At 70.3% G+C, this 21,735-nt stretch carries 23 protein-coding genes; 11 read left to right on the plus strand and 12 right to left on the minus strand.

Annotation, left to right across the window (positions count from 1 at the left end; translation table 11 throughout):
* Positions 1-26: 26 nt before the first annotated feature.
* Both RAMLITH_RS15660 and RAMLITH_RS15665 read right to left on the minus strand, forming a co-directional pair.
* Positions 27-746, minus strand: a complete 720-nt coding sequence (locus RAMLITH_RS15660) for a response regulator (RefSeq protein WP_168108367.1) — start codon at positions 744-746, stop codon at positions 27-29.
* Complete coding sequence (locus RAMLITH_RS15665; protein WP_168108368.1) at positions 743-1,216, minus strand: response regulator; 474 nt, start codon at positions 1,214-1,216, stop codon at positions 743-745. The genes RAMLITH_RS15660 and RAMLITH_RS15665 overlap by 4 nt, the downstream gene beginning before the upstream one ends.
* A 278-nt stretch (positions 1,217-1,494) precedes the next feature.
* Here RAMLITH_RS15665 and RAMLITH_RS15670 point away from each other — a divergent pair, with 278 nt between their 5' ends.
* Positions 1,495-2,244, plus strand: a complete 750-nt coding sequence (locus RAMLITH_RS15670; RefSeq protein WP_168108369.1) for a HesA/MoeB/ThiF family protein — start codon at positions 1,495-1,497, stop codon at positions 2,242-2,244.
* Between the two features lie 81 nt (positions 2,245-2,325).
* On the opposite strand, the gene RAMLITH_RS15675 is transcribed toward RAMLITH_RS15670, so the two are convergent.
* From RAMLITH_RS15675 to RAMLITH_RS15685, 3 genes are all read right to left on the minus strand, one after another.
* Positions 2,326-3,738, minus strand: coding sequence for an amidase (locus tag RAMLITH_RS15675; RefSeq protein WP_168108370.1), 1,413 nt, complete (start codon positions 3,736-3,738; stop codon positions 2,326-2,328).
* Positions 3,739-3,811: 73 nt separating this feature from the next.
* The gene (locus RAMLITH_RS15680; RefSeq protein ID WP_168108371.1) at positions 3,812-6,064 is read right to left on the minus strand and encodes an AsmA family protein; all 2,253 of its coding nucleotides are present in this window, start codon (positions 6,062-6,064) and stop codon (positions 3,812-3,814) included.
* A gap of 7 nt (positions 6,065-6,071) precedes the next feature.
* Entirely contained in the window at positions 6,072-6,254 is a 183-nt protein-coding gene (locus RAMLITH_RS15685; protein ID WP_168108372.1) for a hypothetical protein, read from the minus strand.
* 245 nt (positions 6,255-6,499) lie between these two features.
* On the opposite strand from RAMLITH_RS15685, the gene RAMLITH_RS15690 reads away from it, so the two are divergent.
* Complete coding sequence (locus RAMLITH_RS15690) at positions 6,500-6,889, plus strand: response regulator (protein ID WP_168108373.1); 390 nt, start codon at positions 6,500-6,502, stop codon at positions 6,887-6,889.
* A gap of 7 nt (positions 6,890-6,896) precedes the next feature.
* On the opposite strand, the gene RAMLITH_RS15695 is transcribed toward RAMLITH_RS15690, so the two are convergent.
* Positions 6,897-7,529, minus strand: a complete 633-nt coding sequence (locus tag RAMLITH_RS15695) for a response regulator (protein ID WP_013902425.1) — start codon at positions 7,527-7,529, stop codon at positions 6,897-6,899.
* Between the two features lie 140 nt (positions 7,530-7,669).
* Between RAMLITH_RS15695 and RAMLITH_RS15700 the strand changes: the two genes are divergently transcribed.
* The 7 genes from RAMLITH_RS15700 to RAMLITH_RS15730 all read left to right on the plus strand — a co-directional run bounded on the left by RAMLITH_RS15700 (position 7,670) and on the right by RAMLITH_RS15730 (position 12,369).
* Positions 7,670-9,010, plus strand: a complete 1,341-nt coding sequence (locus RAMLITH_RS15700) for a CHASE3 domain-containing protein (RefSeq protein WP_168108450.1) — start codon at positions 7,670-7,672, stop codon at positions 9,008-9,010.
* 181 nt (positions 9,011-9,191) lie between these two features.
* Entirely contained in the window at positions 9,192-9,356 is a 165-nt protein-coding gene (locus RAMLITH_RS15705; RefSeq protein ID WP_168108374.1) for a DUF1328 domain-containing protein, read from the plus strand.
* A 38-nt stretch (positions 9,357-9,394) separates the two neighbouring features.
* Positions 9,395-9,736, plus strand: a complete 342-nt coding sequence (locus RAMLITH_RS15710; protein WP_168108375.1) for a hypothetical protein — start codon at positions 9,395-9,397, stop codon at positions 9,734-9,736.
* A gap of 20 nt (positions 9,737-9,756) precedes the next feature.
* A complete protein-coding gene (locus RAMLITH_RS15715) occupies positions 9,757-10,128 on the plus strand; it encodes a phage holin family protein (protein ID WP_168108376.1) in 372 nt (123 codons plus the stop codon).
* A 76-nt stretch (positions 10,129-10,204) separates the two neighbouring features.
* Complete coding sequence (locus RAMLITH_RS15720; protein WP_168108377.1) at positions 10,205-10,684, plus strand: hypothetical protein; 480 nt, start codon at positions 10,205-10,207, stop codon at positions 10,682-10,684.
* A 107-nt stretch (positions 10,685-10,791) separates the two neighbouring features.
* Positions 10,792-11,106 carry a BON domain-containing protein gene (locus RAMLITH_RS15725; RefSeq protein ID WP_168108451.1) on the plus strand — a complete coding sequence of 105 codons (315 nt, stop codon included), beginning with the start codon at positions 10,792-10,794 and terminating at the stop codon, positions 11,104-11,106.
* A 135-nt stretch (positions 11,107-11,241) separates the two neighbouring features.
* Positions 11,242-12,369: a zinc-binding metallopeptidase family protein gene (locus RAMLITH_RS15730; protein ID WP_168108378.1), complete on the plus strand. Its 1,128-nt coding sequence runs from the start codon at positions 11,242-11,244 to the stop codon at positions 12,367-12,369.
* A 61-nt stretch (positions 12,370-12,430) separates the two neighbouring features.
* Here RAMLITH_RS15730 and RAMLITH_RS15735 read toward each other — a convergent pair whose 3' ends face one another.
* Positions 12,431-12,955, minus strand: coding sequence for a BON domain-containing protein (locus RAMLITH_RS15735; protein WP_168108379.1), 525 nt, complete (start codon positions 12,953-12,955; stop codon positions 12,431-12,433).
* Between the two features lie 163 nt (positions 12,956-13,118).
* A complete protein-coding gene (locus tag RAMLITH_RS15740; protein ID WP_168108380.1) occupies positions 13,119-15,590 on the minus strand; it encodes a ligase-associated DNA damage response DEXH box helicase in 2,472 nt (823 codons plus the stop codon).
* A gap of 52 nt (positions 15,591-15,642) precedes the next feature.
* Between RAMLITH_RS15740 and RAMLITH_RS15745 the strand changes: the two genes are divergently transcribed.
* On the plus strand, positions 15,643-16,959 hold the full coding sequence (locus tag RAMLITH_RS15745) for a sulfatase family protein (protein ID WP_168108381.1): 1,317 nt from the start codon (positions 15,643-15,645) through the stop codon (positions 16,957-16,959).
* Between the two features lie 81 nt (positions 16,960-17,040).
* Positions 17,041-18,711: a SulP family inorganic anion transporter gene (locus RAMLITH_RS15750; protein WP_168108382.1), complete on the plus strand. Its 1,671-nt coding sequence runs from the start codon at positions 17,041-17,043 to the stop codon at positions 18,709-18,711.
* Here RAMLITH_RS15750 and RAMLITH_RS15755 read toward each other — a convergent pair whose 3' ends face one another.
* The 4 genes from RAMLITH_RS15755 to folE are packed head-to-tail and all read right to left on the minus strand — an operon-like array spanning position 18,712 to position 21,686.
* Complete coding sequence (locus RAMLITH_RS15755; RefSeq protein WP_168108383.1) at positions 18,712-19,530, minus strand: DUF429 domain-containing protein; 819 nt, start codon at positions 19,528-19,530, stop codon at positions 18,712-18,714.
* On the minus strand, positions 19,527-20,519 hold the full coding sequence (locus RAMLITH_RS15760) for an NADPH:quinone reductase (RefSeq protein ID WP_168108384.1): 993 nt from the start codon (positions 20,517-20,519) through the stop codon (positions 19,527-19,529). The genes RAMLITH_RS15755 and RAMLITH_RS15760 overlap by 4 nt, the downstream gene beginning before the upstream one ends.
* Positions 20,520-20,538: 19 nt before the next feature.
* Positions 20,539-20,961, minus strand: coding sequence for a BLUF domain-containing protein (locus tag RAMLITH_RS15765; protein ID WP_168108385.1), 423 nt, complete (start codon positions 20,959-20,961; stop codon positions 20,539-20,541).
* 2 nt (positions 20,962-20,963) lie between these two features.
* The gene (gene folE / locus RAMLITH_RS15770) at positions 20,964-21,686 is read right to left on the minus strand and encodes a GTP cyclohydrolase I (protein ID WP_420376916.1); all 723 of its coding nucleotides are present in this window, start codon (positions 21,684-21,686) and stop codon (positions 20,964-20,966) included.
* Between the last annotated feature and the right edge of the window lie 49 nt (positions 21,687-21,735).

Here is a 21,735-nt window from a genome sequence, read left to right on the forward strand (position 1 = left end):
TTCGGTGCCGGCCGCCCGCCGTTTCGTCACTTCGCGGCGTGCGCGCCCGTGAGTGCCCTGGCCCCGGTCCATGCCAGCAGCGCGAGCCCCACGAAAGGATACGCGATGACGTAGCCGAGGCCGATGAACGGCGCGAACGCCAGCTTGGTCATGAACTTCGCGAAGGCGAAGCCCTCGCGCACCTTAGGCGACTCCATCGCCGCCTTGCCGCCGATCCACGCCAGCATCCCGAGGCCGACGAACGGCAGCAGGACCGCGTACAGCAGGCCGATGAAGGGCGCCGACAGGAACAGCAGCATGTTGACCAGCGTGCCGTGCTTGCGCACCGGCGCCGCGGGCACCGCAGCCGCCGGGGCGGCCGTCACCACCGCGGGCGGCGCCGGCTCCAGCGCCTTGGCGGCGGACGCCTCGATCATCTCGGGCGACAGCGGCTTGTGCAGGAACTCGGAGACGCCCGCCGCGCGGGCGCGCTCCTCGCTCTTGCCGCTGCCGTAGCCGGTGACGATCACGACCGGCGTCCACGGCTGCCGGGCCTTCACCTTCTCGGCCACCTCGACGCCATCCATCCCAGGCATCCTGAGGTCCGTGAACACCATGTCGTAGTGTTCCGACTGCAGCTTCTGCAGGGCCTCGTAGCCGTCTTCGGCCGTCACCACGATGTAGCCCTTGCCGGACAGGACGCGGTTGAAGCTCTTGCCGACCACCGGGTCGTCGTCGACGACCAATACCTTGCGCAGTGCACTCATGATGCCCTCCTGGAGAAAGAAACGGGTTGGCTGGACGAAGCGGCCGCTGCGGCCCCTTCGCTGTCGTCGTGTTCGCCGCCGGCCTCGTGCAGGGCCCAGCGCTTGTGCTGCATCGCGGCGTTGGAAGCCTCGATCACCTGCTCGGGATCGACGGGCTTGGCAAGATAGTCATAGGCGCCGAGCGCGACCGCCTCCTTGGCGGTCTCCAGCGTGGGATAGCCGGTGATGATGATCACCTCGCTGGTCGGCCAGCGCTGCTTGACGGCGCGCAGGACGGTGATCCCGTCGAGGTCGGGCATCCGCAGGTCCAGCAGCACCACGTCATACGGCTCCGCGCCCAGCGTTTCCGCGACCTGCGTCCAGCTCGACACCGCCTTCACCTGGCAGTCGGTCGTCGCCAGCGCCCGCGAGAAACTGTGGCGGACGACTTCTTCGTCGTCGACGATCAGGATCCTGGCCTTGTGGTTCATGGTGTCCCTCGGTTGCTCTCTTTGCCATGACAGATGCATCAGCCGTGCCAGTTCCGGACCGCGCGTGGTTTTGCTTGTGGAATCAAGGACTTGGATGCGCGAAGCGGCTCCGGGCCGGAACCGCTCGCGGGCGGCGAAGTACATGCGCGCCATGCACCGCCGCGGGCGGCCCGCGGCAATGTGCAATGAAATCAAGCGCTTGCACGGCAGCCACCAGCCGGAGGCGGCTATACACCGGTGCCGGCCGGCGCGGGCCGTGCTTCCGCCACAATGCGCGGATGACCGACGAACAGTTGCTGCGTTACTCGCGCCACATCCTGCTGGAGGAGCTGGGCGTGGAAGGCCAGGAGCGCCTGCTGGCGGGCCACGCGCTGGTGATCGGCACGGGCGGCCTCGGCTCGCCGGTGGCGCTGTACCTCGGCACCGCCGGCGTGGGCCGCATCACGCTGGTCGACAACGACGTCGTGGATCTCACGAACCTGCAGCGCCAGGTCGCCCACAACCTCGCCCGGGTCGGCCGGCCCAAGACCGAGTCGGCGCGCGAGGCGATCGCGGCGATCAATCCGGAGCCCGTGGTGCGGGCGATCACGGCGCGCGCGGATGCCGCGCTGCTCGACGAACTGGTGCCGCCGGCGGACGTGGTGATCGACTGCAGCGACAACTTCGGCACCCGTCACATGATCAACGCCGCCTGCGTGAAGCACGGGCGGCCGCTGGTGTCGGGCGCGGCGATCCGCTTCGACGGGCAGGTGACGGTGTACGACACGCGCGACGCGAAGTCGCCGTGCTACGCGTGCCTGTTCGCTCCGGCCGACGATTTCGAGGAGACGCGCTGCGCCACGATGGGCGTGTTCGCGCCGCTGGTGGGCATCGTCGGCGCCGTGCAGGCCGCCGAGGCGCTCAAGCTGCTGAGCGGCGCCGGAACGCCGATGGCAGGACGGCTGCAGATGCTGGATGCGCGGAGCATGGAGTGGCACGAGGTGCGGGTGCCGCGCAATCCGTCGTGCCCGGTGTGCGGGGGACGCTGAATACGGACACCCATTCACAGAGGTCGCGAAGGAGGCGTCCTCTGCGTGGCCTTGGCGTCCTCTGCGTACGGAGGTCCGCTTTCAACCCCGCGAGTCCGGCGGCGTCAGAGGCGGGCGGGCGATCGGCTGCACCTGCTCGTACGCGCGCGCCGCCCGCAGCACCAGCGCGTCGCCGAACATGGGCCCGACGATCTGCAGTCCGATCGGCAACCCAGCCGACGTCAATCCGCACGGGATCGTGCACGCCGGCTGCTGCGTCAGGTTGAACGGATAGCTGAAAGGCGTCCACCCCAGCATCGCCTCCGGATCCATCCGGCTGTGCCCGGCGGGCCTCGCCTCGAACGCGGGCACCGCGACGGCCGGCGTGACCAGCAGGTCGTAATCCAGCATGAACTGCCGCATGCGCGAACCAAGCTCGCCGCGCCGCAGGTTCAGCCGCTGCACGTCGAGCGCGCTGTAGCCGGCGCCGAGTTCCGCTTCGGCTCGGAAGTCCGGATCGGTCACCGCCTGCTGCTCGCGGGTCAGGGTGTTCCACACCGTCCACGCGCCGACGAACCACAGCCCGGTGGTGATCTCCAGCGGATCGTCGAAACCCGGGTCCACCTCCCTCACCTGCGCGCCGAGCGTCGCCAGCCGGTCGACGCCGGCCCGCACCGCGGCCGCCACCTCGGGATCGACGGTAGCGTAGCCAAGGGCCGGCGAGAACGCGATGCGCAGCCCGCGGATGCCGTCATCCAGGCCGGCGGTGTAATCGCTGTCGTCGGGCGGCAGCGACGTCCAGTCGCGGGCGTCGGGCCGCTTCATCACGTTCATCGCCAGCGCCGCGTCGGCCACGCTCATCGTGTGCGGCCCGAGGTGGGCGACGCTGCCGAACGGCGACAGCGGATAGGCCGGCACCCGCCCGAAACTCGGCTTGAGGCCGAAGTTGCCGCAGAACGCCGCCGGGATGCGCACGCTGCCGGCGCCGTCGGTGCCGATCGCGATCGGGCACATGCCGGCCGCGACCGCCGCGGCCGTCCCCCCGGAGGAGCCACCGCTGGTCCTGGCCAGGTCCCATGGATTGCGCGTGATGCCGGTCAGCGGCGAATTCGTTTCTCCCTTGCAGCCGAACTCCGGCGTCGTGGTCTTGCCCAGGATCACCGCCCCGGCTTCGCGCAGGCGGGCCGTCACGGGCGCGTCGACCTCCCAGGGCTGGCTCGCATCCACCGTGCGCGAGCCGCGCAGGGTCGGCATGCCGCGCGTGAGGATCAGGTCCTTGATCGCGACCGGCACGCCGTCGAGCGGCCCGCACGGCGCGCCGCGTTGCCAGCGCTGTTCGCTGGCGCGGGCGCTTGCCAGCGCCGGCTCCTCGTCGATCCAGCAGAAGGCCCGCAGCGCGGGATCGGCCTCGCGGATGCGCGCCAGGCAGGCGGCGGTCGCGTCGACCGGCGACAGGCTGCGGTCGCGGAAACGGGCCAGTAACTGCGTGGCCGTGAGTTGCGTGATGTCGGGCATGGCGGTTCTCCTCGCCCCACCATGATGCGCGGCGCGGCGGGTGCCGAGGCTGGTGTTAGCCCTGAGAGCGCTGCTAGGGCCCGTACGGCTTGCCGGGCGAGCCGGGCGCGTGGGGGCCGCGCTCCTGGCCGGCTTGCGGCGCGGGCGCCGACGCGGCGCCCTGGCGCTCGCGGCCGGTCGGCGCCGGCACGTCCTGTGTCGCCGGCTCCTTGTCGTTCGGGCCGCCGAGGATGCGCGACAGCAAGCCCTTCTTTTTCGTGTCGTCCTTCACTTCGGGCGGCTGGTTCATCACCGCGATGCGCGCCGCCTGGTAGGCCGACGACGCCTCGCGCAAGGCAGGTCCGCAGTTGGCGTTCTCGCCGGGGCCGGTCTCGATGGTGGCGGCCAGCGCCAGCAGCGGGTTGACCGCGCCCAGGGCCAGCGCGAACCCGCCGCGCGCGGCCAGTGCGCCCTTGTCCGGGCCGGCCTGCGGTCTGGCGAAGGTACCGCCCACCTTCAGCGGCGAGCGCAGGCTCAGGATGCTCATGTCCTTGGGATAGGGCCGCAGCGTGAAGTCCATCGCCTCGGTGGCCAGGCTGATCGCGCCGCTGCCGTAGATCACCGTGTCGCTGGTGTCGAAGACCACCGCGCGGCTGGTCATCAGGCCGTCCTTGACGTCGAACGCGGCCGCGGCGCAGCGCAGTTCCACGTTCTCGTCGCCCTGCATGAAGAACTTGATGATCTCGGCGCCGTCGATGCCGGCGATCTCCATCAGCAGGTTGCTGATCCGGCCGCTTCCCATCAACAGCGCCACGGCGCCATCCGACGTCGCCAGCATCTTCGCCACCGTGTTGCCGCGGCCCTTCAGGTCGATGTCCCCGTGGATGCGGCCGACGCTCGCCTTGGTCAGCTTCGCATTCGGAAAGAGCCGGGCGAGCTGCAGCGACCTCGCATCGAGGCGCACCTCGGCCACCGCCGGGTCCTTGGCGCCGTCGATGCGGACGCGGCCGGCGAGGCTGCCCCCCGCCACGCCCAGGTTCATCTGGTCGAGATCGAGCACGCCGTCCTTGAGCCGCACGTGCACGCTCATCCGGTCCAGCGGCAACTTCTCGACGTGGGTGATCCGGGCCGCCCGGTAGGTGACGTCGGCGTTCATCCGCCGCAACCGGTCGACGTCCAGTTCGGCGGTGGGCAGCACCTTGGTGCCCGCCGCCGTGCGCACCGGCGCCGGCCGCCTGCCCTTGACCTGCGGCACGCCCGCGGCGCTGCGTGGCTGCTCCTGCAGGCCGACGAGCGGTGCCAGGTCCACGAAATCGAGGGTCCTCGATTCGAGCTTGCCGGTCAGCACCGGTACCGCCACGCGGCGGTCGAATGCCAGCTCGCCGCGCAGGTCGGAGTTGCCCAGCTTGCCGTCGATCTGCCGGATGTGCCACACCTCGTCCTGCTTGGACAGGCGTCCCTGCAGGGAATAGCGCGGCGTCGCGGGCAGCACCATGCCAACCAGCTGGTACAGCTCCTGCAGGTCCTTGCCCTGGATCGTGAACGAGGCGTCCGCGCCTTCCAGGCTGGCCAGGCTCGCGATCGAGCCCTTGGCGCGCAAGGTCGTGTTCGCCGCCGTCGCCTCGAGTTCGGCCGGGAACGGCTGCTGCAGCGCCTCGCGCAGGTACAGCACGTTGCCGGTCCGGCCGCGGGCCGTGAACGGCTCCTTCTGCCAAGTGCCCTTCGCGACGAAAGCGAGAGGCAGCGCGGCTTCGGCCGACGCACCCGGCTGCGCGGCGCCGGCGCCGGACGACGCGGCTTGCGGCGCCAGCCGCAACGGCCCGGCGACGGTGAAGTCGGCCCGGATGTCGGCGCCGTGCTCGCTGGCGACGAAATGCACGCTGCCCTGGTCCACCGCCAGCGCGCCGATCTCGGGCAGGTTCGCCGGGTCCCCGGTGTCGCGGCCGAGCGCCCAGCTGCGACGGCCATCGGGCTCGATCTGCAGTCCCAGCTGCGGCTCGCGCAGCGCGACCAGCGGCATCACGACGCGGCGCCTGAGCAGCGGCAGCAGTTCGATCTGGACTTCCGCGCCCTGCGCCTTCACCAGCATCGGATCGCGGGCCCACTCGGGGTTGGCGAACTCGAGGCCGTCGGCAAGGATGCGAGTCGTCGCCCCGAGCTTGACGTCGAGGCGGCGCGTGATCTCGAAGTGGCGGCCGGTCTTTTCGGTGACGTAGCGGTTGAGGGGACCGCGCAGCACGTCCCATGGAAAGAAGGCGATCAGCAGCCCGAGCAGCGCCGCCAGCACGACGACCCCGGCCCACAGGGGGCGGCCCCGGGGCGCGCGGTGCGTGGCAGCGGCATCCATGCGGCTCTCAGCGCGCGGACGCAGCGGCCGCCGGTTCGGGCCAGGAGCCCTGCAGCACCACGAGCGTGCCGGGCTCGCCGCCGCCCTGCGTCGCGAAGGAAGCTGTCGCCTGCGGCTCGCCCAGCGCCAGCAGTCCGGCCGCCATCAGCGTGCCGAAGAAGATCATTGCAGATTGAACCAGCAGTCTCATCGCGCATCGTTCCCGAGTCTGCGGCAAGTGTGCGCGGCCGCGGGCGGCTGCCTGGTCGGCACCTCGCGGCAGATCCTGTCAGCAGCGGCCTACGGCGAGCCTGTAGGATTGCTCCTACCGCGCGCCGCCGGGCCCGCTGGCACAATGGGGCGGAGCACGAGGTGGGACGCTCGCGAAGACGGACGGCCCCGGCGCCGGCACGACACCAACAAAGCCATGCGGCCCAGGCCCTGAACTGACCCACTGTGGAATTGCGCACCTATATCGTCGAAGACAATGCCACGATTCGCGAGAACCTGATCGGCGCGCTGGAAGAACTGGCCTCCATCAAGGCGCTGGGCTGGGCGGAAACCGAAGGCGATGCGACGAACTGGCTCACCGGCCACGGGTCGGGCTGGGACCTGGCGATCGTGGACCTGTTCCTCAAGCAGGGAAGCGGCCTCGGCGTGCTCGAAGCCTGCCGCGCCCGCGGGCACGACCAGCGCGTGGTCGTGCTCAGCAACTATGCGACGGCGGACATGCGCAAGCGCTGCCTGCAGCTGGGCGCCGATGCGGTGTTCGACAAGTCCAACGAGATCGACGCGCTGGTGGAGTACTGCATCGTGCAGTCGGAAGGACCGCGGCCCGATGCCTGATCGAACCTCAGTCGATCAGCTTGTTCTTCAACGCGTAGTACGTCAGGTCGCTGTTCGACGCGAGGCTCATCTTCTCCATCAGCCGCGTGCGGTAGGTGCTGACGGTCTTGACGCTCAGGGACAGCGCCTTCGCGATGTCGCCGGCGGTCTCGCCCTTGGCGAGCTTGAGGAACACCTGGAACTCGCGCTCGGACAGCTGCTCGTGGGGCGCGCCGCCTTCCTTGCGATTGAGTTGCTGCGCGAGCAGTTCGGCGACGGCCGGCGAGATGTAGCGCCGTCCCAGCGCGATGGTGCGGATCGCGTTGACGATCTCCATCGGCTCGCATTCCTTGTTCAGGTAGCCGCTGGCGCCCTGCCGGATCAGGTTCATCGCGTAATGCTCCTCGGGATACCCGGAGAGGATCAGGATGCCGACGTCCGGTGCCTTGGCGCGGATCATGCCCAGCGCGTCGATGCCGCTTTGCCCCGGCATCGACAGGTCCATGACGAGAACATCGAGCTCGGTGGTGCGCACCAGGTCGATCGCTTCACGGCCGCTGGCGGCCTCGCCCACCACGCGCAGGTCGACCTGTTCGGAGAAGAACTGCTTCAACCCCGAGCGGACGATCGCGTGGTCATCGACAATGCCGACTTTGATCATGTCTGTTCTCTTTCGCGTTCAAGTTCAGGGCATTGTGCCCAACTTCCAGCTGAAAAGGCCTACCCTTCAGTGATGGCTCATACGGATTCTAGGCACATCGGGGAGAACGTGGCGTGCTGAGGTTCCTGCGCAGCTTCTCGATGCCGAAGACGGGCATCGGCCTGGCGCTGGCCCTGCTCGCCTCGGTGGTCCTCATCGGCATCAACGAGACCGGCTTCAACCAGTCGACCAAGGCGCTCGACCATATCGCCGAGGCGTCGCGCACGCGCGCCTCGCTCAACCGTGTGCTCCAGCACGTGCTCGACGCCGAGACCGGGTCGCGCGGCTACCTGCTGACCGGCGATCCGCGCTACCTGGAGCCCTACAACGCCGCCGTGGCGGAGATCGGGCAGCAGCTCGATGCGCTGCGCGTGATCTACGCGCCCAGCGCCGACGAGCACGCGATCCTGGGCCAGCTCACGCGCAACGTGCAGCGCAAGCTGGCGGAGATGGACCTGTCGGTGCGGATGCGCAAGCAGGGCAACGAGGACGCGTGGAAGTTCGTGCTGATGACCGACGTCGGCAAGGAGCATATGGACGCCATCCGCGAGCAGGCGACGCGGCTCATCACCGCAGCGACGGGACGCATGGAGGTCAGCCAGGTGCAGGTGCGCAGGTCGCTGCTGCTCTCGCGCATCGGCATCGCGGCCGTGGCGATGGCTGGCCTGCTCGCGTTCTATCTCTACCTGCGGCAGACCACCGCGCTGGAGCGGGCGGGCGAACAGCAGCAGAAGATCCTGCAGCAGGAGCGCGACCTGCTGGAGCGCCAGGTGCGCGAGCGCACGGCGACGCTCGCCGAACTGGCCACCCACCTGCAGCAGGTGCGCGAAGAGGAGCGCGGCCACCTCGCGCGCGAACTGCACGACGAGCTCGGGGCGCTGCTCACCGCGGCCAAGCTGGACGTGGCCCGGCTGAAGTCGCGGCTGGGCACCCAGTTGAGCCCCGAGGTGGCGCAGCGGCTGCAGCACCTGACCGACGCCCTGAACAGCGGCATCGCGCTCAAGCGCCGCATCATCGAGGACCTGAGGCCTTCTTCGCTGTCCAACCTGGGGCTCACGGCGTCGCTGGAGATCCTGGCGCGCGAGTTCTCCGAACGTTCGGGGATCGAAGTCACCTCGGAACTCGAGTCGGTGCAGCTGGACGAGCCGCGCCAGCTCACCGTCTACCGGCTGGTGCAGGAGTCGCTCACCAACGTGGGCAAGTACGCCGAGGCCAGGCACGTGGCGATCACGCTCCAGAACCACGACAACCACGTCGAGGTGGAGATCGGCGACGACGGCAAGGGCTTCAACGTCGCGGACATCCGCCCGTCGACCCACGGCCTGGCCGGCATGCGGCACCGGGTGGAAGCCGCGGGCGGCCGCCTGACGGTGGTGTCGACGCCGGGCAAAGGCAGCCGGATCTCGGCGGTCCTGCCGAAGCCGGTGCTCACTGCCGCCTGACTGCTGCCGAGTTTGTCCGACAGCGCCTTTTTCGCCGTAGGCCGGTTCCTACACGCGCGGGTCCCGCCTACCGACATGCAGTCACGCCTGCCGCTGATCAGGGGCGGCTGACGGCACCCACTACCCTTGGCGCAGGCGTTCGGCGACGCCCCCACACCGGCCGCGGCCCAAGGAGTTCGTGATGTTGCACTACGCCATAGTCTTCCTCGTGATCGCGCTCGTGGCCGCCCTCTTCGGCTTTGGCGGGATCGCCGCCGGGGCCGTAGGCATCGCCAAGATCCTGTTTTTCGTGTTCGTGATCATGGCCATCGTGGCCTTCGTCGCGAGCTTCGGCCGCAAGGGCTAGCCACCGCATTCCACCAACCACCGAGAGGACCAGCCACCATGTTTTCGACCCGCAGCAAAGAACTCCATGCCTCCGCCGCCGCCGACGAGGCGCATGGCATGACCGAACGGGCGCTCGGCACGACCAAGGAGATCGCGGCGCAGGCGATCGACCGGGTACGGGGCCTGGGCACGGGCGTGAAGGGGCTCGCCAGCAAGAGCGCCAGCAGCATGGGAGACGTCACGGCGCGGGCCGGGCGCCACCTGGGCGACTATGCGCACGCCACCGGCCGCTACGTGAGCGACCAGCCGGTGAAGTCGGCCTTGATTGCCGCCGCCGTGGGCGCCGGCGTCGCCGCGCTGCTGCTGGCCATGCGCCGCAACAAGCGCTACTACTACTGAACCGCGGGCTCGAGGCAGGCATGGTCCATCCGATCTTCTCCGTGCTGATCACGCGTCCCGAACTGGTCGTGGACCATGTCGCGGGCTATGCGGCGCTGGTGCAGGAAGAGGCGTCGACTGTCGGCCTGCAGGTCGCCAGGCGCGTGATCGCCGGTGGCATCGCGCTCGTGGCGCTGATCGTCTTCTTCCTGCTCGTGGGCGTGGCCGTCATGCTCGGCGCGATCCACGGCTTCCACTGGTCGCTGGTGCTGACACCGGCGGTGGCGCTGGTGGTGGCCGGGGTCGCCGCGAACGTGGCGCGCCAGAAGCTGCCTTCCAGGGCGTTCACCGAGCTGAAGGCGCAGCTGGACGCGGACGCCCAGGCGCTGCGAACCATCGGAGCGCGCACATGAGCGGTGCCCGCCAGCACCGCCCGCCACCCGCGGCCGCCGCGCGGCCATCGTCCACCTTCATGTGCAAGAGGCCCGCATGAGCGACGCCGCCGACAAGCTGGCAGCCACGCGCCTTGCGATCATCGCGCACCTGCAAGGGCGCGAACGCCGCCACGAGCATCGTGGCGCCGAGCGCTACGCCGATCCGCAGCAGGATGCGCAGGACGGGGAACGGACCGACCGGCCGCGGGCCCGGAATGGCGGCCGCCGCAGTCCGGCCGGCTGGCTGCAGCACGCGCAGCACGTCGCGCGCAGCTGGTGGCGCCACCATCCGGCCAGCATGGGCCTCGAGCTGGTGACGCCCGCGCTGTCCTCGTATGCGGCCCGCAAACCCGTGCAGTACCTGGGCATTGCCGCCGCGGTCGGCGCGGTCTTCATGGTCGTGCGCCCCTGGCGGCTGATTTCGGTGACCGGCCTCATTGTCGCGATCGTCAAGTCGTCGCAGCTCTCCAGCGTGGTGATGTCCGCGATGGCAGGCGCCGACTTCGGCAAGGAGGACGGCGAGCCGCCGGTCTAGCAAGGTAAACAAGCCGGAGCGGGTGGTGCCGTCGCCCCGGGGAGTCTTTGGGAAGCTTCGGCACCGCTCAACCACCCAATCAAGGAAGGGAGAACCTCATGAAGGCAATCAAATACACACGCGCGCTGGCGTTCGCACTGCTCGCCGGCGCCACCGTGCTCGGCACGGGCTGCTCGGTGATCCGCGGCCAGACCTCGGTCGGCGGCTACGTGGACGACACCGCCATCACGACCGCCGTCAAGGCCAAGTTCGTCGAGGACAAGACCGTGGACGCCGGCGCCATCAAGGTGCAGACGCTCAACGGCACGGTGCAGCTGTCCGGCTTTGCGAAGTCGAATGCCGAAAAGGCGAAGGCGGAATACATCGCGCGCAACACCAAGGGCGTGCGCGAAGTGCAGAACAACCTGGCGGTCCGGCCGTAAGCGGCTGCGAGACCAGGGGCCAGGGCAAAGCCCGGCTTCGGTGCAAGAGCGGGCGGCTCGCGAGGGTCGTCCGCTTTTTGCTTGCGGGCCCAGCCCCTCCGCCGCCCCCATCTTCAGCCTCCAGCCTCCAGCCGCATGAAGACCTTCGACTGCGACCACTGCGGCCAGCCGCTCTTTTTCGAGAACGTGCAATGCCTGCGCTGCGGCAGCGCGCTGGCGTTCCTGCCCGACCGGCTGGCGCTGGCCGCCATCGAGCCGGTCGGGGGTGTCGAGGGGACCTGGCGCCGGCGAGCCGCCGAGGGGCGCGAGGCCGGGAGCCGCAACTACCGGCTGTGCAGCAACAACACGGAACACCAGGCGTGCAACTTCGCCGTCCCGGCGGACGATCCGAACCCGCTCTGCGTCTCGTGCCGGCAGACCCGGATCCTGCCGGACCTGTCCGTGCCGCGGAACCGCGACCGCTGGTACCGCATCGAGGTCGCCAAGCGGCGGCTGTTCTACACCCTCGCCAGGCTCGGACTGGTGGCGGTGGAGCCGCCCGGCAGCGAGCGCGACGGGCCGGTTTTCGAGTTCCTCGCCGACCTGCCGGGGCAGCAGGTGCTGACCGGCCACTGCGAAGGCGTGATCACGCTCAACGTCGCCGAGGCGGACGACGCCGAGCGCGTCGCCCGGCGTATCGCCCTGCATGAGCCGTATCGCACGCTGCTCGGCCACCTGCGGCACGAGTCGGGCCACTACTACTGGGACCGCCTGATCCTCGAAGGCGGGCGCACCGGGGATTTCCGGGCGATGTTCGGCGACGAGCGCATCGACTACGGCCAGGCGCTCGATGCCTATTACGCGGCCGGCGGCGCGGCGCCCGGCTGGCAGGAGCGTCACGTCAGCGCCTATGCGACTTCGCACCCGTGGGAGGACTGGGCCGAGACCTGGGCGCACTACCTGCACATGGTAGACCTGCTGGAGACCGCGTCCTCCTACAACACCAGGCTGGCCCTTCCCGGCCAGGCGGCGCACGACGTGGAGCAGGTCATCAATCCGTTCGACGCCGGCACCGCCGACTTCCATCGCCTCGTCGAGCAGTGGGTTCCGCTCACGCTCCTCCTCAACAGCCTCAATCGCAGCCTCGGCCAGGACGACGCCTATCCGTTCGCGCTCAGCGGACGGGCCCTCGAGAAGCTGCGCTTCGTCCACGACCTGATCGAGTCGCGGCCGGCCGGCGAGCAGGTGGCGGGAAGCTGCCAGGCGCAGGCAGCGGCCCGCTGAGTCCGCCGGACCCGGTGGAGAGGACCGCCCGGAGGCGGCCCTGTTGCACATCGGCGCTCCGTCAGCCGGCCCTGATCGTGAGCTGGTTGTTCACCGAAGCCACGCCCTTGACCTTGAGCGCCAGTTCCGCGGCCCGCTCCTTGGCGCTGGCCGTCGGGGCCGGACCGCTGAGGGTGACGACGCCGTCGCGCGTGTCGACGTCGACCCGCAGCGCGCTCAGCTCCCGGTCCGCCGCCAGCGCGGCATTCACCTTGGCGGTGATGGTGGCGTCGTCGACCTTGCCGGCGGCGGCAGCGCCCATGGCACGGGTGTCCTGCGCGGCGCGGTCCATGGATGCGTCCGCAGCCGCGGTGGCTTCGCGCGCGTCCTTGCGCGTCTCGCGAGCCGCCTCGCGGGTCTCCTGGCGAGCCTCGCGCGCGGTTTCGCGGGTCTTGTCGCGACTGTCCCGCGCCACCTGTTCGTTCTGGCCGGTCGCGGACTCGTGGGTCGCGGCAGTGCGGTCGTCGGCGCGGTCACAGGCGGCCAGTCCCAGCGCCAGCGCGGCGGCCGAAACGGCGAGCAGGCTCTTGCGTTGATGGGTTCGCATGGTTTCTCCTTCCAGGGTCGGTTCCGGGGCATGTCGCCCCACGGATCACCTCACTGTAGGCAGCCGCAAACCCCGCTGCGGTCGGACCGCTCCGAAGCGGGCGTAGGAGAAGGCGAGTGATGAGCCGGGGCCGGTCATCCCGTTCGGCTGCGGCCGCAGCCCCCTAAGAGTCGTCCCGCTCCATGTCGCGCAGGATGCGGTCCAGCCGGCTGGAAAGCTGTTCGGTGGAGAGCTGCTCGCGGAAGCGCTCGACCATCAGCGGCAGGCTCATCGGGCTCGGATGGCGCAACGGCGCATGCTCGAGGTTCTTGCCGAGCAGCCGTTCCAGCGTGGCGCGCAGGCGGGTCAATTCCAGCTCCTGGCTCAGCACTTCCTGTTGCGCCTGGCCCAGCAAGAGGTTGCCCTCGTCGTACTTGCGGAAGACCTCGAAGAACAGGCCGCTCGAAGCCTGCAGTTGCCGCGCGCTCCTGGGCTGGCCCGGATAGCCGGAAAAGATCAGCCCGGCGACGCGCGCGATCTCGCGGAAGCGCCGCTGCGCCAGTTCGGTGGAGTTGAGCGAGGCCAGCACGTCGTGCAGCAGATCGTCCGTCGAGAACACCGCGCGGCTGGTCACCGGCTCGAGATCGATCGGATCGGCGCTCACCAGCTCGAACCCGTAGTCGTTGACGGACATGCTGAAGGTGTTGGGCCGATCGCGCGCGAGGCGCCAGGCCAGCAGGCTCGCCAGCCCCAGGTGGACATGCCGGCCGGCAAACGGGTACAGGTACAGGTGGTGGCCTTCGCGCGAGCGGAAAGTCTCCAGCAGCAACGCTTCGGGGGTCGGGATCCGCGAGAGCCGCGCCTGCGTCTCCAGCATCGGCCGCGCCGCCCGCAGCTCCGGTTCGCCGAAATCGCCGCGGGCCCCGCGCTGCATCATCGCCTGCACGGCATCGCCCAGTTCAACCGACAGCGCCATCTTGCTGCCCTGCCACGTGGGCACGGTGCCCTTGTTCCTCGTCGCCTTGCGCACGTAGGCCGCCATCTCCCGCACCCGGACGAACTCCAGCAGCCGGCCGGCGAAGTAGAAGCAGTCGCCCGGTCGCAGCCGCGCGATGAAACCTTCCTCGATGGTGCCGATGTGGCCGCCGCTGAGCCACTTCACCTGCATCGCGGCGTCGCTCACGATCGTGCCTATGCCCAGCCGGTGCCGCTTGGCCACCTGGCGGTCCGGCACCCGGTACACGCCGGCCTCGTCCGCCACGATGCGGTGGTAATCGGGATAGGCGGTGAGACTGCGCCCGCCCCGCTCGCAGAACGCCACCGCCCAGTCGAACTCGTCGCGCGTGAGCTCGCGGTAAGCCCACGCGCTGCGCACTTCCCCGAACAGGTCGTCGGCGCGAAAGCCGCCGCCCAGCGCCACCGTCACGAGGTGCTGGACCAGGACGTCGAGCGGTTTCTCCGGCGACCGCCTTTCCTCGACCCGCCCGGCCAGCATCGCCTCGCGCGCGGCCGCCGCCTCGATGATCTCCATGGTGTTGGTCGGCACCAGCGTGAGGCGGCTCGCGCGGCCCGGCGCGTGTCCGCTGCGGCCGGCGCGCTGCATCATGCGTGCCACGCCCTTGGGCGAGCCGACCTGCAGCACCCGCTCCACCGGCAGGAAGTCCACGCCGAGGTCCAGCGAGGACGTGGCGACCACCGCCCGCAGCCGGCCGTCCTTCAGGCCCTGCTCGACCCAGTCGCGGGTGGCCTTGTCGATCGAACCATGGTGCAGGGCGATCTCGCCGGCCCAGTCGGGACGCGCTTCCAGCAGCAGCTGGTACCAGATCTCCGCCTGCGAGCGCACGTTGGTGAAGACCAGCGTCGTCCCGGAGCGGGCGATCTCGTCGACCACCGGCTGCTGCATCCGCGCGCCCAGGTGGCCGGCCCACGAATACTTGCCGGGATCGGGCGGGATCAGCGTGTCGATGACGAGGTTCTTCTCGATGCGGCCCTGCACCAGCACCGGCGCTGTCGCCCCCGCCGCCACGCCGGGATGGCACAGCGTGGCCATCGCGCCTTCCAGGTTGCCCAGCGTGGCGCTCAGGCCCCAGGCGACCAGCCGCGGGTTGAATCGCCACAGCCGGGCCAGCGCCAGTTGCGCCTGCACGCCGCGCTTGCTGCCAAGCAGTTCGTGCCATTCGTCGACCACGACGAACTCGACGCCCCCGAGTTCCTCGCGCGCGTGCTCGCGGGTGAGCATCAGGCTCAGCGACTCCGGCGTCGTCACCAGGACCGTCGGGAAGCGCCGGTCCTGGCGCGCGCGCTCCGCGCTGGGCGTGTCGCCGGTACGCTGCCCGATCGTCCAGGCCGGTGCGAGGTCGCGCAGCGGGGCGGCCAGGGCCCGCGTCGTGTCGGAGGCGAGGGCCCGCATCGGCGTGAGCCAGACCATGCGCAGCGGCTCGGCCGCACGCGCCGACGGCGGATGGCGCCGCACGAGTTCGGCCAGCATCCCGAGCCACACCGCGTAGGTCTTGCCGGACCCGGTGGTCGCGTGCAGCAGTCCGCTGCGCCCCTCGCCGATCGCCTGCCACACCTGGCGCTGGAAGGCGAAGGCGTCCCACCCGCGCGCGGCCAGCCAGGCGTCGACGGGGGAAAGGCTGGGGATCGCGGGCGGCATGGCAGCCCGCTGTTATAAACCGCGCACCGGCTCCAGCGCAGGCACGAACACCATGAACCGTCCCAACATCGTCTTCATCGTCGCCGACGACCTCGGCTTCGCCGACCTGGGCTGCTATGGCGGCAGGCCGGCCACCTTCGGCGGCGTCTCGCCGGTGCTGGACGGGCTGGCGGCCAGGGGCCTGAAGTTCACCGAGGGGTATTCGAATTCGCCGGTGTGCTCGCCGACCCGGTTCGCGCTGATGACCGGCCGCTACCAGTACCGGCTGCGCGGCGCGGCCGAGGAGCCCATCAAGAGCAGCAGCCGCGGCAGCACGACGCTGGGCCTGCCGCCCGGGCATCCGACGCTGCCTTCGCTGCTGCGCGCCGGCGGCTACCGCACGGCCCTGTTCGGCAAGTGGCACCTCGGCTACCCGCCGGCGTTCGGCCCGCTGCGCTCGGGCTACGAGGAGTTCTTCGGCCCCATGTCCGGCGGGGTCGACTACTTCACCCACTGCGGGTTCACGGGAGACCCCGACCTGTTCGAAGGCGAGGCCCTGCGCCACGAGGAAGGCTACCTCACCGACCTCATCTCGCGCCGCGGCGCGGACTACATAGCGCGGATCGCGGCGCAGGACGCGCCGTTCTTCCTCAGCCTGCACTACACGGCCCCGCACTGGCCATGGGAAACGCGCGACGATGCGGGCGTCGCGCCCGACGTCAGGGGCAACCTGTTCCACCTGCACGGCGGCAGCATCCACGTCTACCAGCGGATGATCCACCACATGGACGAAGGCATAGGCTGGGTGATGGAGGCGCTGCGCCGCAACGGCCTGGAAGAGGACACGCTGGTCGTCTTCACCAGCGACAACGGCGGCGAGCGCTTCTCGGACAACTGGCCGCTGGTCGGCGGCAAGATGGACCTCACCGAGGGCGGCATCCGCGTGCCATGGATCGCGCACTGGCCGCGCGTGATCGCACCCGGCGGCGTGACGCGGCAGCACTGCATGACCATGGACTGGTCGGCCACCATGCTCGATGCGGCCGGGGTCGCGGCGCATCCGGACTACCCGCTGGACGGCGTGTCGCTGCTGCCGGTGCTGCGGCAACCGGCGCAGGCGTTCGCGCGGCCGCTGCACTGGCGCATGAAGCACCGCGGGCAGCGTGCGCTGCGCGATGGCGACTGGAAGTACCTGCGCGTGGATGACAACGACTACCTGTTCGACATCGCCGCCGACGAGCGCGAACGCGCCAACCTGGCGGCGCGCGAGCCGGACCGCCTGGCGGCGATGCGCCAGGCCTGGGAGCGCTGGAACGCGACGATGCCGCCGATTCCCGAGGACGCCACTGTGAGCCTCGGCTATTCGGTGAAGGACATGCCGCAGCGGTGAGCCTCTTTTCTGCGTCCGCTGCGAATCTTTCGCCGCCTCTGCGCCCCGTTGTCTGGTTTCTCCCCGGGCATACTTGAAGCGATGCAGTCCCTCTCCCGCTGGTTGCCTTTTCTTCGCTGGCCGCGTCCCGACGCGGCCTTGTTGCGTGGGGAGTTCGCCGCCGCGCTCACTGTCGCCGTCGTGATGGTGCCGCAATCGGTCGCCTATGCCGGCCTGGCCGGCATGCCGCTGGTGACCGGCCTCTACGCCACCTTCCTGCCGGCGCTGGCCGCCGTCCTGTTCAGCGCTTCGACCCGGCTGTCGGTCGGACCTTCGGCCCTCAGCGCGGTCCTGGTGGGCGCATCGCTGACGGGGCTGGCGCAGCCGGCCAGCCCTGAATGGGTGGCGCTGGCCGTATGGCTCGCGCTGCTGTCCGGCGCGATCCAGGTCGGGCTCGGCGCCGCCGGCGCTGCCTGGGTGCTGAACCTGGTGAGCTCCCCCGTGCTGGCCGGTTTCGCGCAGGGCGCGGCGCTGCTGATCATCGCGTCGCAAATTCCGGCGCTGCTCGGCCTGCAGGGCCCGCTCGCCTCGCTGTGGCAGTCGCCTCAGTTCGACTTCACGGCGCTGGCGTACGGTGTCGGCAGCGTGCTGCTGTTCGTCGCCGGCAAGCGGTTCGTGCCGCGCCTTCCCACCGTGCTGCTGGTTCTGGCCGGCGCCGCGGCGCTGAGCTGGTGGAGCGGCTATTCCGCGCGCGGTGCCGTCATCGGTGCCTTGCCGGTGGGCTTGCCCGCCCCATACTGGCCGCCGCTGCCCCCCGCCGCCACGCTCGCGGCGCTGCTGGTGCCGGCGCTGGTGATCACGCTGGTGAGCTCGCTCGAGATGGCGGCCAGCGCCAAGATCGAGAGCCAGCGCGACGGCAAGCGCTGGGACGCAGGCCAGGACCTGGTCGGCCAGGGCGTGGGCAAGCTCGCCTCGGCCCTCTCCGGCGCGTTTCCGACCAGCACCTCCTTCTCTCGCTCCGCCATCACCTTGTATGCCGGCGCACGCACCGGCTGGGCGACGGTGTTCGCCAGCGGCGTGGTGCTGGTCGTGCTGCTGTTCCTCACCCCCGCCCTCCAACACGTGCCGCGCGCCGTCCTGGCCGCGGTGGTGGTCACCGCGGTGGCCGGCCTGGTCAAGCCGGGGATCGTCGCGCGGCTGTGGCGCATCGACCGGTTCGAGGCGGTGACGGCGCTGGTCACCTTCGCCGTCACGGTGGCGAGCGCTCCCCGCATCCACTGGGGCGTGCTGGCGGGCGTGCTGCTGGCCCTCGGCCACTTCCTGTACCTGCGCCTGCACCCGCGCATCATCGAGGTCGGACTGCATCCGGACGGCAGCCTGCGCGACCGGCAGCTGTGGAACCTCACCCGCCTGGGACCGCAGGTGTTCGCGCTGCGCATGGACGCGGAACTCGATTTCGCCTCGGCCAGCGCCTTCGAGCGCACGCTGGTCGACTACCTTGCCGCGCATCCGGCCGTGGCCCACGTGTGCCTGTTCGCGCTGCCGATCAACCGCGTCGACGCGACCGGCGTGGAAGTGTTCGGGCAGGTGCGCAAGATGCTGGCGGCCCGCGGCATCCACCTGCACGTCAGCGGCCTGAAGCTGCCGGTGGAGCGGGTACTCGAGAAGGCCGGCGTGCTGGCGCCGGGGCCGCTGCTGAGCATGTATCGCACCGACGCCGAGCTGCTGGCCGCACTGGAGCGCCTCGCCCCGGCCGCGCCCAAGCCCGGCTGATCAGGCGCTGACGATCCAGCCCTCCAGCGGGTCCAACGTCGCCGGCAGCCCGTACCATGGCGCGCCCTGGCGCCGCGCCCAGGCCGCCTGCATCAGGCACAGCACGGCGTCGAGCCGGTCGCCGCTGGCGTCCGCCACCAGCGCGTCGCGCTGCGCGTGGGTGAGCTTCAGGCGCAGCCCGAGCCGGGTCTGCCCGTGCTCGAGCGCCGTGATCAAGTCCTTGCGTGCGATCAGCCGCTCCGGCGTCTGCTTGCCCTTCTCGTCGCTCTTGTAGCTGCGCCGCGCCAGGACCTCGCGTGCCAGCAGCCCCGGATACGCTTCCAGCGCCACCCGGCTCGAGTCGCCCTCCTGCAGGCCGGGAATGTGCACGCCCGCGGCCAGCAGCCGCGGCAGCGCCGCGTGCAACATGTAGGCCACCGGCGGATTCACCCATTTCATCGACGGGCTGGAGCCGGCCAGCCTGTCGAAGGCGCGGTTGGCGAACTTGGCGCCGGCCGGCCGGGCCGCGCAGAAGGCAGCGAAGGTCTCGCGGATACGCGGCCGCGTGAGCGACGCGTAGTGCTCGATGCAGGCACGCCACTGCGTCGGCCAGCCCAGGTGCTCGACCAGTTCACGCGGCAGGCCGAACGGGAAGTCGAAGCCGCCGACCCACTCCCCCGGTTGCGCGAGCCAGTCGCCGAAGGCGTCGAGCGTCTCGAGCAACTGCGTGCCGGCCAGCGTCACGCGGCCGCCCTGCTCGTGGCCCAGGGCCAGCACGATCGGCTTGCGGCGTGTCGGCGTGCTGGAGAAATCGCAGCCGACCAGCAGCGGCCCGCTCACCCCCGGCTGCAATCCACCACCACGTTGCCCATGGCCTGGCCCGACTCGACGAGTTCGTGCGCCTGCACGATGTTGGCCAGCGGCACCCGCTGCGCCACGTTGTGGGCCAGCGCGCCGCGGCGCAGCCAGGCCGCAAGGTGCGCTTGCGCCTGCGCGCGCGCGGCCGCGTCGAGCTCGTACACGATGAAGAAGCGCAGCCGCACGTGCTGCACGATCAGCGGGAAGAACGGCAGCTTGAACTCGCCCGCGCCGCTGCCGTAGACGACGACGTCGCCACCCTGCTTCAGCACCTGCAGGTCCAGCGCCGAGTTGGCGGCGATGTCGACCTCGATGATGCGGTCCACGCCGGCCCCGGCGGTCGCTTCGCGGATGCGGGCGGCGGCGTCATCGCGCCGGTAGTCGACGGCCAGGTCGGCGCCTGCGTCCAGCGCGAGCCGCGCCTTGGCATCGCTGCTGACGGTGGCGATCACCTGGCGCGCGCCCAGGAGCCGCGCGCACTGCACGGCGTAATGGCCTACCGCGCCGGCCCCGCCGGCGACCAGCACCGACTTGCCGGCGACGCCGCCATCGACCGCCGCCGCGTGGTAGGCCGTCAGCGCGGGAATGCCGAGACAGGCGCCGGCATCGAAGCCTACCTGCTCGGGCAGCTGCACGGCCTGCGCCGACGGCAGCACGACGTATTCGGCCGCCGTCCCCCAGGCCCGCTTCCACGCGGCGTTCCAGATCCACACCCGCTCGCCGACGCGGGCCGGCGCGACGCCAGCGCCGACGGCATCGACCACGCCCGCGCCATCGCTGTGCGGCACGATGCGCGGGAACGGCAGCGTCTTGTTGCGCAGCCCGGCGCGGCCCTTGACGTCGGACGGATTGACGCCTGAACACACCACCCGCACGCGGACCTCGCCGGGGCCCGGCTCGGGCAGCTCGATCCGGCCGACGTGCAGGACTTCGCGCGCTGGACCCGTGGATTCGTAGAAGGCAGCTTGCATGTCACGCTCCCGGTCGCAGCTACACCCGCCCGCACACCGCCGCCGTCGCCGCCAGGTCCTCCAGCAGCGCCAGCGAGACCTTGCCGGACAGCGCATACGGGTCGAGCTCCAGCCCTTCCGAGTACTTCAGCAGCTGGGTGTGGTTGGATTTCGAGATGTTGACCTGGCCCATGCTCCAGCCGCCGAAGCGGCGCTCCAGGATCTCCTCGTAGTGCAGCAGCGTGACGTCGCGGTGGCGCGCATCGCGGAGGATGTGGCCGTACAGGTCGTTTACCGCGGCGCGGCCGCCTTCGATGCACTGCAGGAAGATGCCGCTGCCGTAGCACAGCACGCCGGTGATGCCGTTGGCCGGGTTGTACTCGCGCGACTGGGCCAGGATGGATTCGATCGCCTCCGGGCTCGCGTCCACGGCCCGGCTGGCATAGAGCAGTCGTACCAGCATGGCTAATCTCCTTTCCGTGGCGCGAGCGCCAGGAATTCGCGGCGCAGCGCCGCGTCCTTCAGGAACGCGCCGCGCATCACCGAGGTGATCATCTTGGCGTCCATGTCCTTCACGCCGCGCCACGCCATGCAGTAGTGGCTGGCCTCCATGACCAGCGCAAGGCCGTCCGGCTGGGTCTTTTCCATGATCAGATCGGCCAGCTGCACCACCGCTTCTTCCTGGATCTGGGGCCGCCCCATCACCCACTCGGCCAGCCGCGCGTACTTCGACAGGCCGATCACGTTGGTGTGCTCGTTGGGCATCACGCCGATCCACAGCTTGCCGATCACCGGGCAGAAGTGGTGGCTGCACGCGCTGCGCACCGCGATCGGGCCCACGATCATCAGCTCGTTGAGGTGTTCGGCATTGGGAAACTCGGTGATCGCCGGCGGCTTCACGTAGCGGCCGCGGAACACCTCGTTGACGTACATCTTGGCGACCCGGCGCGCGGTGTCGGTGGTGTTGTGGTCGCTCCCGGTGTCGATCACCAGGCTGTCCAGCACCGCCTGCATCTTGCCCTCGACCTCCTGCTGCAGCAGGTCGAGCTCGCCCGGCTCCAGGAAAGCCGCGATGTTGTCGTTCGCGTGGAACCGCTTGCGCGCAGCCTGGATGCGCTGGCGGATCTTCACCGACACCGGGGTCCCGATGTCTGCCTCGGATGCGTCCATGGTGGATTCGGCCTTCATGAGCATGCCAAATGCTAACACCGGGGCCCCCGACCGCCCGCTCGCGGCC

This window comes from Ramlibacter lithotrophicus (assembly GCF_012184415.1).
Taxonomy (GTDB): domain Bacteria; phylum Pseudomonadota; class Gammaproteobacteria; order Burkholderiales; family Burkholderiaceae_C; genus Ramlibacter; species Ramlibacter lithotrophicus.